Annotated in this window: 12 protein-coding genes; 7 read left to right on the plus strand and 5 right to left on the minus strand. The window is 66.2% G+C overall.

Features of this window, described 5'->3' with window-relative positions:
- The first annotated feature begins 10 nt into the window (after positions 1 to 10).
- From NDI79_RS13390 to NDI79_RS13410, 5 genes are all read left to right on the plus strand, one after another.
- Positions 11 to 2,506: an efflux RND transporter permease subunit gene (locus NDI79_RS13390; protein WP_310929017.1), complete on the plus strand. Its 2,496-nt coding sequence runs from the start codon at positions 11 to 13 to the stop codon at positions 2,504 to 2,506.
- Positions 2,490 to 3,239, plus strand: a complete 750-nt coding sequence (locus tag NDI79_RS13395) for a TrmB family transcriptional regulator (RefSeq protein ID WP_310929018.1) — start codon at positions 2,490 to 2,492, stop codon at positions 3,237 to 3,239. Before NDI79_RS13390 ends, NDI79_RS13395 begins: the two co-directional genes overlap by 17 nt.
- Positions 3,240 to 3,642: 403 nt before the next feature.
- Entirely contained in the window at positions 3,643 to 4,215 is a 573-nt protein-coding gene (locus tag NDI79_RS13400) for an acyltransferase (RefSeq protein WP_310929019.1), read from the plus strand.
- A 4-nt stretch (positions 4,216 to 4,219) separates the two neighbouring features.
- The gene (locus tag NDI79_RS13405) at positions 4,220 to 5,302 is read left to right on the plus strand and encodes a DegT/DnrJ/EryC1/StrS family aminotransferase (RefSeq protein WP_310929020.1); all 1,083 of its coding nucleotides are present in this window, start codon (positions 4,220 to 4,222) and stop codon (positions 5,300 to 5,302) included.
- Positions 5,299 to 6,297: a Gfo/Idh/MocA family oxidoreductase gene (locus NDI79_RS13410; protein WP_310929021.1), complete on the plus strand. Its 999-nt coding sequence runs from the start codon at positions 5,299 to 5,301 to the stop codon at positions 6,295 to 6,297. Before NDI79_RS13405 ends, NDI79_RS13410 begins: the two co-directional genes overlap by 4 nt.
- A gap of 79 nt (positions 6,298 to 6,376) precedes the next feature.
- Here NDI79_RS13410 and NDI79_RS13415 read toward each other — a convergent pair whose 3' ends face one another.
- Both NDI79_RS13415 and NDI79_RS13420 read right to left on the minus strand, forming a co-directional pair.
- Complete coding sequence (locus NDI79_RS13415; protein ID WP_310929022.1) at positions 6,377 to 7,351, minus strand: glycosyltransferase family 2 protein; 975 nt, start codon at positions 7,349 to 7,351, stop codon at positions 6,377 to 6,379.
- Between the two features lie 189 nt (positions 7,352 to 7,540).
- On the minus strand, positions 7,541 to 8,425 hold the full coding sequence (locus tag NDI79_RS13420) for a glycosyltransferase family 2 protein (RefSeq protein WP_310929023.1): 885 nt from the start codon (positions 8,423 to 8,425) through the stop codon (positions 7,541 to 7,543).
- A gap of 504 nt (positions 8,426 to 8,929) precedes the next feature.
- Here NDI79_RS13420 and NDI79_RS13425 point away from each other — a divergent pair.
- On the plus strand, positions 8,930 to 9,853 hold the full coding sequence (locus tag NDI79_RS13425; RefSeq protein ID WP_310929024.1) for an NAD-dependent epimerase/dehydratase family protein: 924 nt from the start codon (positions 8,930 to 8,932) through the stop codon (positions 9,851 to 9,853).
- Positions 9,854 to 10,034: 181 nt separating this feature from the next.
- On the plus strand, positions 10,035 to 10,958 hold the full coding sequence (locus tag NDI79_RS13430; RefSeq protein ID WP_310929025.1) for a glycosyltransferase: 924 nt from the start codon (positions 10,035 to 10,037) through the stop codon (positions 10,956 to 10,958).
- Positions 10,959 to 11,042: 84 nt separating this feature from the next.
- On the opposite strand, the gene NDI79_RS13435 is transcribed toward NDI79_RS13430, so the two are convergent.
- From NDI79_RS13435 to NDI79_RS13445, 3 genes are all read right to left on the minus strand, one after another.
- A complete protein-coding gene (locus tag NDI79_RS13435; protein ID WP_310929026.1) occupies positions 11,043 to 12,911 on the minus strand; it encodes a hypothetical protein in 1,869 nt (622 codons plus the stop codon).
- Between the two features lie 50 nt (positions 12,912 to 12,961).
- Complete coding sequence (locus tag NDI79_RS13440; protein WP_310929027.1) at positions 12,962 to 14,074, minus strand: DUF354 domain-containing protein; 1,113 nt, start codon at positions 14,072 to 14,074, stop codon at positions 12,962 to 12,964.
- A gap of 224 nt (positions 14,075 to 14,298) precedes the next feature.
- Positions 14,299 to 16,752, minus strand: a complete 2,454-nt coding sequence (locus NDI79_RS13445) for a hypothetical protein (RefSeq protein ID WP_310929028.1) — start codon at positions 16,750 to 16,752, stop codon at positions 14,299 to 14,301.
- Positions 16,753 to 16,978: the final 226 nt, after the last annotated feature.

Raw genomic sequence — 16,978 nt, forward strand, 5'->3', positions numbered from 1 at the left:
CGAGTACAGCATGGACTACCAACCGTACATCGACGCGGTCGACGATTGGATCGTCGAACGCTCGCGGACGGTTCTCCTCGTCTTCTTAGTCGCCACGCTCGTCTTCTCGGCGGGCCTGCCCCTCATCTCCACGGACTCGGGTACCTCGCAGTTCACGAACGACGTGCCCGCACAGACCGCCCTGGAGAACGTCAACGACGAGTTCCTGACGCAGTCGTTCGAGGAGGGGTCGGGGACGACCCAACTCATCCAGCGGGCGAACAACGTCCTCTCGAAGGACGAACAGCTCAGGATGCTCCGGGCGCAACACCGGATGCAGGAGCACGAGGACCTCCGAGTCGAGAGCACGACCAGCGTCGCCAGCGCCGTCGCGCAGACGCTGAACCCCGACGCGACCGACCTGGAAGCGCAGATTCGCGCGCTCGAACGGGCGTCGGACTCCGAGGTGGAGTCGGCGACGCGCGCGACGCTCGAACGGAGTCCCGGTCTCACCTCGACGGTGAGCGACGACTACAACAGCAAGACGGTGGAGGCGTCGGCGACTATCGGCGTCGTCACGCACCGCCTGCCGAGCGCCGATACCGGGGGCAGCGCGGGAACCTCGGGGACGAGCCCGCTCACCTCGGTTCAGGAGAAGGCCCAGACCGTCGTCGCCTCCGTCGGCGGCACCATCACCGTCTTCGGCAGCGGTATCGTCTCCAGCGAGTTGACCAACGTCATCACGGATTCGCTGCTGCTCGTCGTCCCGGCGGCGGTGCTTCTCATCCTCGGATTCTTGGTGTACTCCTACCGGGACCCGTTCGACCTCCTGTTGGGGGTCGTCTGTCTGGGGATGGCCATCCTGTGGACGTTCGGGTTCATGGGACTGGCGGGCATCGCGTTCACGCAGATGCTCATCGCGGTGCCGCCGCTGCTCTTGGCCGTGGGCATCGACTTCGGTATCCACGCGGTCAACCGCTACCGCGAGGAACGCGTGCAGGGCTACTCGGTCGCGGACTCGATGCGGACGGCGACCGACCAACTGCTCGTCGCGTTCACCATCGTCACCGGGACGACGGTCATCGGCTTCCTCGCGAACGTCACCAGCAGCCTCCAACCGATTCGTGACTTCGGACTGGTGGCTGGCATCGGTATCGTGTTCACGTTCCTCATCTTCGGCATCTTCCTCCCCGCCGCGAAGGTGCACTCCGACCAGTTCCGAGAGCGACACGACATCCCCTTCTGGGGGCAGTCGCCGCTCGGCGACGAGAAGTCGCTCCTCGGCCGGATACTGCCCGCGGGGGTGAAAATCGGACAGGTCGCACCGGCGGTGTTCGTCGTCGGGATGATTCTGCTCACCGCCGGGGTCGGAGTTTACGGGACGGGAGTGGAGTCGAAGTTCACGCAGGACGACTTCCTCCCGCCGGAGGACAACCCAGCGTTCATCGAGAGTCTCCCCGAACCGTTCGCGCCGGGCGACTACACGGTGACGGAGACGACGAACTACCTCGAAGACAACTTCCAGACGGGACAGGGCGACACGGTCACCCTCTACGTCGAGGGGCCGATGTATCAGGACAGCGCCCTCGACCAGTTGGCGAAGGCCGGCGACGACCCGCCGGACTCGTTCGTCTCGGAGGGCGGCGAGGCGTCCTCGACGAGCATCGTCACGGTCATCCAAGACTACGCCGACCAGTCCGAGGAGTTCCGGCAACTCGTCGCGCGCAACGACATCGACGACGACGGCATTCCGGACGACAACCTGAAAGAGGTGTACGCGGCGCTTCTGGACTCGCCGTACGGGTCGCAGGCCAGTCAGTACATCTCCGAGGACTACCGGAGTGCGAGAATCGTCTACGACGTGAAGGCCGACGCCGAACAGGCCGAGATAACGACGGACGCGCAGGCGGTCGCCGACCGACTGCGCTTCGAGGCGACGGCCACGGGGACGACCATCGTGCTCAAGGCCGTCTCAGACACCATCGCCAACTCCGCGCTGCAGAGCATGATGCTCGCGATGCTGGCGACGGCGCTGTTCTTGGTCTTCAGCTACTACGTGACCGAGGGCTACCCCTCGCTCGGCATCGTCAACCTGTTCCCCATCGCCATCGCCATCGCGTTCATCGCGGGGACGATGCGCTACGCGGGCATCCCGTTCAACGCCCTGACGGGGACTATCCTCTCGATAGCCATCGGGCTGGGCGTCGACTACTCGGCGCACACGGTCCACCGATTCGCCGAGGAGTACGAAGGGCCCGGTACGGCCACCCAATCGCTGTACGCCACGGTCCGCGGGACTGGCGGCGCACTGACGGCGAGCATGATGACGACGGTCACCGGTATCGGCGTCCTCGTCATCGCCGTGACGCCCATCCTCGGGCAGTTCGGGCTGCTCATCGGGATTAGCATCCTGTACTCGTACCTCGCTTCGGTGTTCGTCCTCCCGTCGGCGCTCGTCCTCTGGGACCGTTACATCGACTACAGAACGACCGCGCACGGAGGTGACACGGATGCCAACTCAGTCTGAGACCGCGGAACTGCTCGAGTGGTTCGGCCTCTCGAGCTACGAGGCGAGCGTGTTCGTCGCGCTCCAGCGACTCGGTCGCGGCACCGCGAAGGAGATTGCCAGCCTCTCGGGCGTCCCGCGCTCGCAGATATACGGCGCCGCGGACTCCCTACAGGAGCAGGGGCTGGTCGAGGTCCAGCAGTCGAACCCGCGGATATACCGTCCCATCGCGGTCGACGAGGCCATCGACCAGTTGAAACAGCGGTACGAGCGCCGGACCGCGGACGCCGAACAGCAGCTAAAGCAGATCCGAAACGAGCGTCGGAGCCGCGAGCAAGAGCAGAAGGAGGACGTCTGGACCGTCAGCGGCGCAGCGGCGGTCAAATCGCGCATCGCCAAGATCGTCTCCGACACCGAGGAGCGACTCGTCGTCGGCATCGACGAAAACTCCCCGCTCTTCGAGCAGTTGGTGACGCAACTCGCGGAGAAGAGCGAGCAGGGCGTCGAAATCGTCGTCGTCACCGAGAGCGAGACAGCGGCCGAGCGGCTCGAACCGTTCGCGAGCGTGGTCAAACACCGCGAGGCGGCGGGTGCCGACGTTCCGAGACCGCAGCACGTCCTCATCGCGGACGACGAGACGATTCTGCTCGGCGTGCAGGCGAACGAGGAGGAGACCGCCATCTGGAGTTCGGGTACGAACTTCGCGAAGGTGCTCATCCAACTCGCTCGGAGCGGGATGGACCGAGACTCGTAGTCGAACCGAACGCTCATCCGCTGCGACCCGTCCCCGTTCACCGTCCTGACAGGCGCTTGCTACCGCTCTGCACGATTTCGGCGCCTCTTCTGTGCATAATCTGCGACGTCGCCGACCGGCCTCGTCGGACGATACGAGTCCGGAATCGAGAACCGGTAGATAGACGCCACGATGCGACCGTTATCTCCGCCTGATGGGGATTCACGGCATCTCTTATCATATTTTATCTGAGAGTAGTGTACGTTTGAATAACATCTCCGGTTAAGACACGGTTATAATTCGATATTCCGTTAAAAACAATGCCGACGGGCGCATTGGTCCCTACTGAGATGTGGTGCTCGAATTCGTATCGTCCGTCGTGCGCACGCCGGAGATTCGACTCGGTCTCGGTTGGTGCGTACAGATGAGCGATACGAACGACGATACAGGTTCGATCTCTCCGGACGCCGACGTCGGTCACGGAGAGGGAGCCGACCCCGTGTTGGGAGACGAAGCCGTCGTCCGCGCGGGGACGGTCATCTACCACGACGTCGTCGTCGGCGACCGGTTCCAGACGGGCCACGACGCGCTCGTCCGCGAGGAGACCGAGATCGGCGACGACGTCCTCGTCGGGACGCACACCGTCATCGACGGCCGCTCGACCATCGGGTCCGGCGTCAGCCTCCAGACGCGTGTCTACGTCCCCTCCAACACGACCATCGGCGACGACGTGTTCGTCGGTCCGGGCGCGGTGTTGACGAACGACCCGCACCCGATACGGCGCGACGACGAGTTGGTCGGGCCGACCATCGAAGACCACGCCTCCATCGGCGCGAACGCGACCGTCCTCCCCGGCGTCACCGTCGGTCGAGGGGCGTTCGTCGCCGCCGGAGCCGTCGTTACCAAGGACGTGCCGCCCGAGACCTTAGCCGTGGGGTGTCCGGCGAGGCACGAGGAACTCCCGGAGAAACTGCGCGGCGAGAACAAGATCCGGTAACGCTATGATACACATCGCAAATCCGACGCTCGGAAGGGAAGAGAAAGATCGCGTAACGGAAGTCATCGACTCGGGCATGGTCGCGGAAGGCGACGTCGTTCACGAGTTCGAGTCCGATTTCGCGTCGTACTGCGGCGCCGACACCGGCCTCGCGACGACGAACGGAACGACGGCACTACACGCGGCGCTCGTCGGCCTCGGAATCGGCGACGGCGACAGGGTGCTCACGACGCCGTTCTCGTTCATCGCGACGGCGAACACCCCTCGACTCGCGGGCGCGGACGTCGACTTCGTCGACATCGACCCCGAGACGTACAACATCGACCCCGAGGCCCTCGAATCCCGCCTCCGCGCGGGAGAGGACGTCGACGCTGTCATCGCCGTCCACCTGTACGGTCTTCCGGCGGACGTCGGTCGTCTCCGCGAACTCGCGGACGAATACGACTTCAAACTCCTCGAGGACGCCGCGCAGGCGCACGGCGCGAAATACGAGGGGACGCGCGTCGGCACGTTCGGCGACGCGGCGTGCTTCTCGTTCTACCCGACGAAGAACATGACGACGGGCGAGGGCGGCATGGTCCTCACCGACGACGAGGAGGTGGCCGAACGCACCCGGCGGTTCGTCGACCACGGGCGTACCGAGGGCTACGAACACGCCTCGGTCGGCCACAACTTCCGGATGACGAACATCGCGGCGGCCATCGGCCTCGCGCAGATGGAGCGTCTCCCCGGGTTCACCGAGGCCCGCCGGCGGAACGCCGCGCGGTTGACCGAGGAACTCACGGACGTCCCCGGCGTGACCCCGCCGGCCGAACCCGAGGGGTACGAGCACGTCTACCACCAGTACACGGTCCGCGTCGACGACCGCGACGGCCTGCAGGAACACCTCTCCGACGCCGGCGTCGGAACGGGCGTCTACTACCCCGTTCCCATCCACCGGCAACCGGCGTACGACGACGTCGGGGGCTCCTACCCCGAGGCCGAAGCGGCCGCCGAGGAGGTGCTGTCGCTGCCGGTGCATCCCGCCCTGGAGGATGACGACATCGACGACATCGTCGCGGCGATGACGAGGTCGGTGGTCCCATGACCGGCATCGACGTCGGCGTCATCGGCGTCGGATCGATGGGGCAGAACCACGCGCGCATCTACTCGCAGATGTGGGAGGCGAACCTCGTCGGCGTCGCCGACGCGGACGTCGAACGCGCCGGCGAGATAGCGAACGACCTCGGGACGGAGGCGTTCACGACCGAGGAACTGCTCGCGCGCGTCGACGCCGTCTCCATCGTCGTCCCCACGCAGTTCCACGCATCCGTCGCCGAGCAGTGCATCGACGCCGGCGTCAGCGTCCTCGTCGAGAAACCGTTCGTCACCACCCGCGAGGAGGGACGTTCGATCATCGAACGGGCGAACGAGGCCGGCGTGAAGGTGCAGGTCGGACACGTCGAGCAGTTCAACCCCGCCGTGACCGAGTTGGCCCGCATCACGGAGGACTTCGACCCCATCGCCATCCACGCGCGCCGCCTCGGCCCGCCGAGCGACGACGACCGCTCGCTGGACGGCGTGGTCCACGACCTGATGATACACGACATCGACGTGGTCCGGTCGCTCGTCCCCGGGCGGGCGGTGCGCGTCAACGCGATGGGCACCCCCGACCGCCAGTACACCAACGCCCAGATGTCCTTCGACAACGGCACCATCGTGAACCTCACCGCCAGTCGCGTCACCCAGCAGAAGACGCGCGACCTGACCATCACGGCCGAGGACTGCTACATCACGCTGGACTACATCGACCAGTCGGTCGAGATTCACCGGCAGTCCCGCCCGGAGTACATGAACGACGACGGGAACCTCCGCTACCGCCACGAAGGCATCATCGAGAAACCGTTCGTCAACACGGGCGAACCGCTGCGACTCGAACTGGAGTCGTTCGTCGACAGCATCATCGAGGACGAGACGCCGCGCGTCACGGCCGAGGACGGCCTCCGAGCGGTCGAACTCGCCGACCAAATCAGAGAGTGCGCCGGCGACCCCGAACACGGCGTCGACGTCGGCGACCGACCGCTGCCGCACGGGATGAACTGACCTCGCGGGCGAGCGACGGTACGAACGGCTTTTCTCTCGGGTCTCCGGTTCCGATTCGAACTCGAACTCGAACTCGAATTCAGACCCCGACTCGCCGCCGGACGCGCCTGACGCGTTCGAGCGTCGACGGACCGGCCAGCGCCAGCGCGAGAAACGCGTACGTCTTCCAGTCCAGCGGGTAGTAGAACAGCGACCGCAGGAGGAACGGGAGCGCCGACCGAAAGTTACCCGTTCGAATCGCCGCCGCGGCCACCGCGCGCGACCGCTCGGCCACGAAGCGGCGTTCCATCCCGTACTCCGCGGCCGTCGAGCGATGCTTGTGGACGAACAGCGGGAACGACACGTCGCGCTTGCGTTCGAAATCGTCGCTTATCTGCCCGTGAGAGGCCATCCGTCGGACCGTCAACTGTTCGTCGACGTACTCGAACTCGCAGTGCGTCGACAGGCGGAGGTACCACTCGCGGTCCTGCCAACTCGGAAAACGGGTGTCCGTGGGGCCCGCCGCCTCGACGACCGACCGGCGGACGACGGGGTTCGAGAACCCGCCGACGACGTTCTCCCCGCGAAGTAACGCCTTCGTTACGTCGTCTCGGCGCGAGGAGCGGACCGACCGGACCGTCTCGCCGTCGCCGTCCACCACGTCGACGCCGCCGTAGACGACGCCCACGCCCGGCCCGGCGCGTTCGAAGGCGTCGACGAACCGCTCGAGTTTCTCGGGACGCCAGTAGTCGTCGTCGTCGAGGAAGGCGACGAACTCGCCGCTCGACTCCTCGATGCCCGTGTTGCGCGCGGCGTTAGCCCCCCGGTTCACGGGGTGGCGGACGACGGTGAGGTCCACCGCGGGGTCCTCGACGAACGCCGTCAGCGCCGGTTCGACGGGGTCGGGCGAGCAGTCGTCGACGACCAGAATCTCGACGGCGTCGTACGTCTGTTCGACGACGCTCCGGACGGCCTCGGGGAGGTACTCCGGGCGGCCGTACGCCGGAATCACGACGCTGACGAGGGGGGCGGAAGCCGGGTCGGACCCGGTGTCGGAATCGAGGTCCTCTCTCATCGGTGACACACCGCCGCGGAGCCGTCGGCGTCGCCCACCGTCTCGTGCGGACGTCGACGCGTCGCTCCGTCTGCCGTCGTCTGACTCATCGTCGCGGTGAACGCGTCCCACTCTCTTTGTTACCGAACCGCTACGCGCCGGTAGCCGCCGCCAAACCGTCGGTTCGCGGTCACGTCGCGGGTCGAGGGGTCACATCACGAAGTCGACGACGCGGCGGACGCCGCTCAGCGCGAGGAACTTCACCTTGTCGCGCGTGCGGAGTTCGGGGGAGGTGACCGGCGGGTCGTAGGAGGCGGCGAACTCGAATATCTCCGGGCGGTGCTCGAAGAGGTACTCCAAGTTCGGGTTTCGGCCCGTCCGCTTGCGGATGTACTCGACGAACGAGTTCGCGTAGTCGTGGTAGATGACGGCGTCCGGATAGTAGATGATCTGGTCGCGTCGAATCCCGTCCTGCATCAGCCGGTGGGTCAGTTCGATACCCTCGTGCCCCGCCCGGTCGGCGAGGTTCTCGTCGTAACCGCCGGCGTCGAGGTACGTCTTCCGGTCGAACGAGGTGTTTCCCTCGACGTTGATGAAGTAGGGAAACGGCTCGTCTCCGAGGTCGTAGTGGCTCTGAATCCGCGTATACACGGTGTCGTGCTTCGGGAGGACGCGGCCGCGCGCCGCGACGATATCGTGTTCCGCGTGCGCGCGCCGGTGGGCCGCCACGAAGTCCCGTTCCGGGACGCCGTCGTCGTCGAGGAACAGGAGGAGTTCCCCGCGAGCGAGTTTCGCGCCGAGGTTTCGACCGACCGTCACGCCGTAGTTGCGGTCGAGTTCGACGAACAGGCGGACGTGTTCGGACTCCGCGACGGTCGATTCGACGTCCGCGTCGGTGCCGTTGGCGACGACGACTATCTCGTAGTTCGAGGCCGTCTGGTCGTCGAGCGCCTCCAACACCGGCTCGAACACCTCGGCGGGCGTCCGATAGGTGACGACGACGACGGAGGCGTCGGCGGCGACGTCCTCGTTGACGACCACGCATCGGGAGACGCACTCGCGCATCTCGGGTCCGAGCCGCGCTGGCACGTCCATCGTACTACGCGTCACCCGCCTCGGAGGGGGCGCGCCGGTCGGGGGGCGCACGCCCGGAGTTCGTGCGGGCCTCTCGGTGTCGCGCGTGCGCGCGAAGGAAGTACTCTGCGCCGTCTCTCACGGCGGCGTTCGGGAGGGAGAACATCTGCTTCACCGGGCTATTCGTCGGTGCGTTCGACCGTTCTGTGCTGCGGTCTCGTCGGGAGCGGGTCGTCGCCGAGATGGGAGGGAGACGGCGCAGACGCGCCTGAGACGGATGTCGCACTGCCTTCGTCGCTCGCAGGTCGGCCCTCGGCGGTCGGTCGCCTCGGCCCGATCCGATGTGTCGCAGGCATGCTATCGTGTACGTACCGACTCTTCCCTCATTAGTAAGTTGTACCTATCTCGGCCGACCGGGGGATACGTTTTTGCGTCCGGGTCGGATTGGTACTTACTCGGCGAGTAGTGCGTTCCCGCGGCTCGACGCCGCGTCGCACGACTCGACAGAGACTCTATCATCAGACGATGAACACAGTAGATATCGAAGATCAGACGGTCGTCATCACCGGCGGCGCGGGATTCATCGGCAGTCACATCGCCGACGCCCTCGTCCCGGAGAACGACGTCCGCGTGTTGGACGACTGTTCGACCGGGTACCGAGAAAACGTCCCCGAGGGCGCGGAACTCGTCTCCGGGGACGTCCGCGACGAAGACGTCGTCTCGGCCGCCGTCGAGGGCGCAGACCTGGTGTTCCACGAGGCCGCGGAGGTCAGCGTCCAACGGAGCGTCGAACAGCCCAAACGGAGCAACGAGGTCAACGTCGGCGGAACGCTGAACGTCCTCGAAGCCGCCAGAGACGCCGACGCGCGGGTCGTCATGGCCTCGAGTTGCGCCATCTACGGCGTCCCGGACTCGGTGCCGCTCTCGGAGACCGACCGACTCGGTCCGCGGTCGCCGTACGGCGTCGACAAAGCCGCTATCGACTCCTACGCCGAGGTCTACCACGAACAGTACGGACTCGAGACGGTCGCGCTCCGCTACTTCAACGCCTACGGGCCGCGGCAGACGGCCGGCGAGTACAGCGGCGTCATCAGCATCTTCCTCGACCAGGCGCGCCGCGGCGAACCCATCACCGTCGAGGGCGAGGGCGACCAGACGCGCGATTTCGTCCACGTCAGCGACGTGGTGCGCGCGAACCTCGCGGCGGCCACCACCGACGCCGTCGGCGAGGCGTACAACGTCGGTACCGGCGAGGAGACGAGCATCGAGACGCTCGCGGAGACGGTCAAGCGCGCGGCCGGCAGCGACAGCGACATCGTCCACGTCGAGGGCCGCGAGGGCGACATCCCGCGGAGCGTCGCCGACCTCTCGAAGTCCCGCGAGTCGCTGGGGTACGAACCCACCGTCTCGCTCGAAGAGGGACTCCGGACGCTCGTCGACGACGAGTAGGTCCGTTCGCCTCGGTGGACCGGCTCTCGTACTCGGGTCGCTACTCGGTATCGTGTCGCGTACCCGCCGTCGCGCCGCAGAGCCTCTCGTCTCCGCGTTGTCAGGTGCTCGCCGGTTCGCGGGTCGCTCGCGGGTATACGAGGGCTATAACAATACCGCGCTTGTCCGAACGCGTGCACACATGCGGGTTCTCAATCTCGTAGTCGAAGAGTCGGCGCCCTTCTTTCAACAGCAGGAGAAAATCCTCGAACGGCGAGGTATCGAGTGCGAGACGATAGAGGTGCCGGGGAGTCACGACACCGAGCACACCCGCACCGCCGCCGACTACCTCCGATTTCACGCTCCGGTGCTGAAGAAGTCCCGGCAGTTCGACATCGTCCACGCGAACTACGGACTCACCGCCCCCGCGGCGCTGTTACAGCCCACGCGGCCCGTCGTGCTGTCGCTGTGGGGGAGCGACCTCTTGGGCTGGACGGGTCCGGTGAGCAAAGCCTGCGCCCGTCTCTCGGACGCCGTCATCGTGATGAGCGACGAGATGGCCGAGGCGTACGGCGGCGACTGCGAGGTCATCCCCCACGGTATCGACATGCGACTGTTCGAGCCCCGGTCGACGCGCGAGGCGCGGGAGGAGGTGGGCTGGAGCCACGACGCCCGACACGTGCTGTTCCCGTACTCGCCCGGCCGGGAACTGAAAGACCACCCCCGAGCGGAGCGAGTGGTCGAACGCGTCGACGAGGAGTTCGACGAGGCGGTCGAACTCCACGCGGTCCACGGCGTCCCGCACGATACGATACCGACGTACATGAACGCCGCCGACGCGCTCTTGATGACCTCGAAGCGCGAGGGGTCGCCGAACACGGTCAAAGAGGCGCTCGCGTGCAACCTCCCCGTCGTCTCCACCGACGTCGGCGACGTGCGTAACCTCCTCTCCGGCGTCGACCCGTCGTTCGCATGCGAGACGGACGCGGAACTCGTCGACGCCCTCGTCGAGACGCTCCGACGCGGCGAGCGCTCCAACGGGCGCGAGACGGTCGAGCACCTGCGCCTGGAGACGATGGGCGAGCGCATCGAAAACGTCTACCGGCGCGCGCTGGAGTCAAGATAGCGCGCGGCGCGGCGCCGAGAGTCGAGGAGTCGAGCGGACCGCGAGGAACGAGAGAAACGAGAAACGGGGAAACGACTTCGTCGCTCAGTCGCTCACTTTGTACATCTTGTAGTCGCCCGACGTCTGCACGAGGCTCACCTCGGCCGTCGAGTTCAGACTCCGGAACCCGGACTCGTTGTACATGAGTCCGCGGTACAGTTCGAGTTCGCGGCGTTCGTCGGAGCGTTTCACCACGACGTAGACGTCGCCCTCGCCGTTGTAGTGCGTCGTCAGGTTGCTGTTGAACACCTCCGGCGGCACGCTCCCGCCGGTCGGAAGCGACGACATCGTCCGCTTCGCCTCGCGGCCGTAGACGGCGTCGGAGTATCGCCCCGGGCCGAGGCGGACGCCGAGGAGTCTCGCGTCCCCCCCGACGTCCTCGAAACTCGCCTGGTAGCCGGCCATCTCCGTCTCGGGCACCTGCGAGGAGGGGAGGTAGATGAGCGGCGACATGAAGAACGTCATCGTGCTGAGGACGATGAGCGCCGCGAACGCCACCGCCAGCACGCTGTCGGCGCTGACGTTCCTGAGCCGTCCGGTCGCCAACTCGCGCCCGCGGACGAGCGCCACGCAGCCGAGGACGTTCAACAGGAGGACGACGGCGCCGACGTACCGGCCCCACACCGCCGTCGACGACGCGAGGTAGAACACCCCGAACATCGCCGTGAGCGCGGTGGTGGCCACGCCGAGGGCGACGACGATGGCGGACCGGCGGGAGGCGTCGCCGCGCGCCTCCGCGATGAGCGCTCGGAGCACCAACCCGGCCGCGAGGAGTCCGAACACCACCGTCGGGAGGAACAGTTTCGTCGCGACTTCGACGGTGCTTCCGCCCAGCGCGCTCAGCGACGTCGCCTGCGTCGCCACGTCGTTCGCGCCGGTCCCCGTCTGGAAGATGCTCTCGAAGAAGCTCTGCACGACGCCGATGGAGGACTGCTGGGCGCGTTCGAGCCGACTCGTCCACAGGAGGAACACGGCCATGAGGAAGGCGCCGTGTCCGAGCACCGACCGCTGGGCCGCTATCGGGTGGTCGTTCCACCGACGCACGATGAGCGCCCTGGTCGCGCCGATGAGGAGGAAGACCATCGCGACGTTCAGCGCCTGCTGGGGGTGCAGGAGCACGAGCGCCACCGACGCGAACGCGAGGGCGCCGTCCGTCGCGGTGACGGGAAGCAACCCCTCCTCGCCGGGCGCGTCGAGAATGTGGCGGAGCGCGAGATAGAGCAGGACCGGGGTGAAGTACAGCGCCTGCGTGAACGGATGCGCCATCATGAACACGCCGAGGTCGTTGCTCGGCAGGAGCAACAGCGCCGAGAAGGCGGCGATGACCGAGACGCCGCGCCCGTCGACCAACACCCCGACGCAGAGGGGAACCGTGACGAAGTAGACGAGGACGAACAGCAGGACGACGAGCAGCATCGCCCGGTTCAGCGTCATGCCGGTCAGCTCCTGAATCAGGAGCGTCGTCGTGTGGACCCCGGGGTAGAGGAACTGCGTCGGCTGCATCACGCCCGACGCGAGGTCCTTCGCCCAGCCGAGGTGGGTGAGCGAGTCGCCCATCCCGTAGAAGAAGTAGCCGCGGATGAGCGGCAGGCCGGCCACCGAGAGTATCGGGAGCCCGCCGACGACCATCGTCGCCCAGCGGAGCGGACCGCCGGGGCGGAGGACGAGGCCCACGAGGAGCGCGCAGGCCACCGCGACGCCGATACCGACCCAGTAGAGCGCCGGCGTCGACCCGTAGATGGAGAGCTCGTACCCCGTCGCCGGGGCGAAGTACGCCCGCACCAGTCCCGCGAAGAAGGCGAGTCCGCCCACGACGAGCAGAGCCTTCGAGAGTCGCGCGGACGTCCCGCTCTCCGTCTCGGTTCCGCTCCCGCGCGCGTTCCGCCGTCCGCGCCGCGCGGTCGTTCGCTGCACGCTACGTCACCCTCGCCGGAGCCGCGGTGTGGTTCACAGCTCTCATGGTCTCACGCCGGGTTCCGTTCGGTCGGTCGGCGGACGGGGTCGGAGTCTCGGACGCCGCGGATGTCGGCGGGCGTCGCGTCCGGCCGCCCGGCCGCCTCGACGGCGTCCGTGACGAACCGCGCGACGTCTATGGTGTCGTCCAGCAGCCGTCGCCGCCGCTTTCCGATTTCGCGCTCGCTCTCCGGCCGTTCGAGCCACGACCGGGCCTTCTCGACCGCCTCCTCGCCGTCGGGCGTGGAGTACATCAACCCGTATCGCTCCTGGAACTCGACGAAGTTGCTCATGTCGCCCTCGCCGGCGAACGAGTTCGTCCGGATGACGGGCGTCCCGAGGATGGCGGATTCGGTGGCCATCGTGTGGGTGTCGGTGACGAACATGTCCGCGGCGTCGAGCAGCGAGTGCGAGAGGTGGACGGGCGTCTGCAAGGCGTACTGCGACAGCGAGTCGGGGAGCTTCTTTGCGACGCTCATGATGTACACCTCCCCGTGCTCGGACAGCAGATCGACGAGGCGTTCCTTGACGGCGAGCGACATCCCCTTCTGACCGATGTCGTGGTGGGCCTTCATCGTCCCGAACCGGAGCAGGAAGTACGGTTCGTCGGGTTCGACCCCGTGTTCGCGCAGGGCGTCGTGGTCCGGTTCGAAGTACTCCGGGCGGAGGTAGGCGAGTTCGTGGAAGCCGTCGTAGCGGACGTGCTTCTCGCCGAAGTCGTCGCGGAATTTCCGCGGGGTGCAGACGAAGTCGGCGAACGGCACGGTGATGCGGTTCGACCCGACGGGGCTGTCGGTCCAGACGACGCTGCGAGCGCCGACGACCGCGGAGACGTGCGCCGCGGCGATACCGCCGATGGCCGTTATCACGTCCGGTTTCCACTTCCGGGCGATGTCGAGGATGCGCGCCTCGTACTGGAGTTGGACTTTGACCATGTCGAACGTGGTGTCGACGTGCCCGGCGAGCACTTGATGGTCGATGCCGTACTCCTCGAGGAGTTCGATGGCCACGTCGTACTCGCGCGCGACGACGCGGACCTCGTGGCCGCGGGCTTCGAGTTCCCGGATAGAATGCTTGAAGAAGTGAACGTGTGCGGGATGTTGTATCGTGACGAGTACCTTCATCGCTTGTGGAACGGGGGGAGACGGCGCTCGTTCGAAACAGACGCACCTGTCGACGAACACTCTTGTCGGATTGTCAACAACGGGGCCGTCATTTGACGAGTACACTCGTCTTATCCACTTAGTTAGTAAGCGTCAAAGCCAATCCCGTGACACCTAAAAACCGCTTACTCGGGCCTTGACGCGGTGTGTTAGCGAGCGACAGGCTCGGTAACGTGTCGTCTGTTCTATCGGTTCTCGAAGTCGACGACCGCGAAACCGGTAATGTCGAACTGCGTGATAGAACCGGAGAAGCGGTAGGCGTCGACGCCCTCCGTGACGGTGCCTTCGACGCGCCCGTCGAGCACCTCGTCCGTCTTCAGGTCGCCCGCCGGCGCGTCCGCGGGGACGACGCTCAGTTCCGCGCTGCGTTCGACGTCGCCCGTGACGGTGAACGAGTAGTGGCTGGTGTTGCGAGTGGCGGAGCCGTCGACGTAGATGACGTGTTCCAGCGTCGACCCCTCCTCCGAACCGCCGTCGGTCGAACCGTCGCCGAAGCCGTCGCCGCCGTCCGCGGGGGCGTACTCCCCGGGGTCGAGTTCCTCGCCGTTGACGAAGAACTTCGCGTCGTCGCTCAGTTCGACGGAGACGATCTCCCCGGCGAACCAGAACCAGTCCTCGTCGTTCTCGCCGAGAGAGCCCTCGACGACCGTGCTGACCTCGTTCTCGACGATGTGCGAACCCTGATTGATACCGCTGGTCGTCACGATGCGGTAGTCGAGGGGGGCGCCGGTGCTCCGGACCGTCGTCGTATCCGTGAGCTTTCGGGTCCCGTCGAACCGGATGATTTCGGGGGCGTCGACGGCACCGCCGTCGGCATCGGAGCCCTCGCCCGCGTCGCCGTCGGTCGAACCGTCGCCGCCGTCGCCGCCGGCGTCTGCGGGGGCGTAGTCGGCAGGGTCGACCGGTTCGCCCTCGACGAACAGTTTCGCCTCGTCGCTGAGGCTCACTTCGGTGACTTCGCCGGCGAACCAGAACCAGTCCTCCTGGTCGTCCGCGTCGAGAGAGCCCTCGACGACGGTGGGCACGTCCTCGTCGACGATGTGCGAGCCCTGATTGATGCCGTCGGTCGTCACGACGCGGTAGTCGAGGGGGGCGCCGGTGCCCCGAACGGTGAGCGTGTAGGGCAGTTCCTTCGACCCGCCGTAGTTCGCTCCCGACCCCGAGAGATCCGGAATGGGGCACGCGTACGCCGTGGAGACGTTCGAGGTGCTGATCGTGGAGTTCTGGAACAGCGTCGACCGGCCGTCGACGCCGATGTTCGTGTCGGCGACGACGCCGCTCGACGTGTCGATGAACTTGATGCCGTTCTGGTCGGCGCCGTCGACGGAGATGCAGCAGTTGCGAATCGATGTCCCCGGACGGCCGGTGACCTCGACGGCTATCTTCCGACCGCCGCCGACGCCCGTGACGGAGACGTTCTCGAACGTGTACGCCGTGTCCGGCCAGTCGATGGAGGGTTCGGCGACGACGATGGGGTTGAGCACGTCGGTCGTGTTCACCTGGACGCGCGTGTTCCGAATCGTGCAGTTACCCGTCGCCCCCTTGGCGATGATGGCTCCGGAGGAGATGCCGGTATCCATCCGGATGTCGCAGTCCTCGACGAGCAGGTTCGTCCGGCCGGCAAGCCAGATGCCCCGGGAGTTGACGACGGGTTCGGGTTCGGTGCCCGACCGCGGCATGATGTCGTACTCGCGGGAGTCCCACGAGTCCGCGGAGATGTTCTTCTCGTTGTGGATGACGGCGCCCTTCACCGAACTGTTCGTCGACCCGATGCGGACGTTCGAGATGTTGTTGTTCTTGAACACCCCGCCCTCGATGTGGACCTCGCCGTCGCCGCGGTCGGAGTCGGTCGTCCCGCGGTAGCTTCCGATGTAGCCGGGACTGGAGGCGTAGACGCCGTTGTCCGTCCAGTTCCACACCTCGCAGTCGCGGATGTAGAGCTTTCCGGCGTGCTTGAGACCGACGAACAGCCCGTGCGAGGCGCTGTCGTACGTGCTGCCGTCGCGGGCGTAGAACCGCTCGATGACGCCGGTCCCGTTCGGGTCCTCGACGGCGGTAGACAGGCCCTCACAGCTGTGACCGACGACGCCCTTGACGTGAACGTCGCCGATGTAGTAGTCGCCGCGCTCCGCGATGACGATGAGCGTCCCGCCGTAGCCCTCGCGCGTGTAGTCGAACTCGAACCCGGAGAAGACGTGGTCACCGCCGGTCTTCATCAGGATGGTCCACGATTCGCTCTCGCTCTGTGGCTTGGCCGGGACGAACACCGGGTTCGCGCCGTCGGCCGCGACGAGGCCGACGTTGCTGGACCGAATCCAACAGGAGTCGATGCGGTACCGACCCGTGGGGAACTCAACGAGCGTTCCGCTCGGAACGGCTCCGAGCGTATCGTCGACCAGCGCTCCCTCGTTCGGGTCGAGACCGAGGTCGTCGACCGCGTTCACCTTGCGGTCGAACGAGATTCCTTCGTAGGTGTGCCCGCCCGCGGCGGCGGCGGAGCCAACGCCCGTGGCGGCGACGGCGGCGGTCGCGGCGCCGAGGCGGAGCACGCCTCGCCGGCCGAGGAGTTTCGAACCGGTGTGCGCGCCGGCGGGTTCAGTGGGTGATTCGGTCGAAGGCTCGATGGGGTTCTCTGCCATGGACACTTGATTAAGAGATAATTAAGAACATAAATCTATTGGTCTTGAAAGAAACACGGAAATATGATAGTCACAATATTATGAATTTCAATTTTTGTATTCTATTTACTAGGTGTGCGGAGATGAGAAACGGACTAAACGGGCCTTGGTCTACTCGCGCTTCAAACGGTCGAAAAAGGCCACTAGCGGCGTTTAATACCACGTTAACGTCCTTCTAAGCGTTTTG

Origin of the sequence: Halogeometricum sp. S3BR5-2 (genome assembly GCF_031624635.1) — an archaeon.
GTDB lineage: Archaea > Halobacteriota > Halobacteria > Halobacteriales > Haloferacaceae > Halogeometricum > Halogeometricum luteum.

What these genes read in the sequence shown, in the direction of transcription:
- NDI79_RS13430 (WP_310929025.1), top strand. Translation starts at nt 10,035, where the DNA reads ATGCGGGTTCTCAATCTCGTAGTCGAAGAGTCGGCGCCCTTCTTTCAA.
- NDI79_RS13395 (WP_310929018.1), top strand. Translation starts at nt 2,490, where the DNA reads ATGCCAACTCAGTCTGAGACCGCGGAACTGCTCGAGTGGTTCGGCCTC.
- NDI79_RS13390 (WP_310929017.1), top strand. Translation starts at nt 11, where the DNA reads ATGGACTACCAACCGTACATCGACGCGGTCGACGATTGGATCGTCGAA.
- NDI79_RS13440 (WP_310929027.1), bottom strand. Translation starts at nt 14,074, where the DNA reads ATGAAGGTACTCGTCACGATACAACATCCCGCACACGTTCACTTCTTC.
- NDI79_RS13400 (WP_310929019.1), top strand. Translation starts at nt 3,643, where the DNA reads ATGAGCGATACGAACGACGATACAGGTTCGATCTCTCCGGACGCCGAC.
- NDI79_RS13445 (WP_310929028.1), bottom strand. Translation starts at nt 16,752, where the DNA reads ATGGCAGAGAACCCCATCGAGCCTTCGACCGAATCACCCACTGAACCC.
- NDI79_RS13420 (WP_310929023.1), bottom strand. Translation starts at nt 8,425, where the DNA reads ATGGACGTGCCAGCGCGGCTCGGACCCGAGATGCGCGAGTGCGTCTCC.
- NDI79_RS13415 (WP_310929022.1), bottom strand. Translation starts at nt 7,351, where the DNA reads ATGAGAGAGGACCTCGATTCCGACACCGGGTCCGACCCGGCTTCCGCC.
- NDI79_RS13405 (WP_310929020.1), top strand. Translation starts at nt 4,220, where the DNA reads ATGATACACATCGCAAATCCGACGCTCGGAAGGGAAGAGAAAGATCGC.
- NDI79_RS13425 (WP_310929024.1), top strand. Translation starts at nt 8,930, where the DNA reads ATGAACACAGTAGATATCGAAGATCAGACGGTCGTCATCACCGGCGGC.
- NDI79_RS13410 (WP_310929021.1), top strand. Translation starts at nt 5,299, where the DNA reads ATGACCGGCATCGACGTCGGCGTCATCGGCGTCGGATCGATGGGGCAG.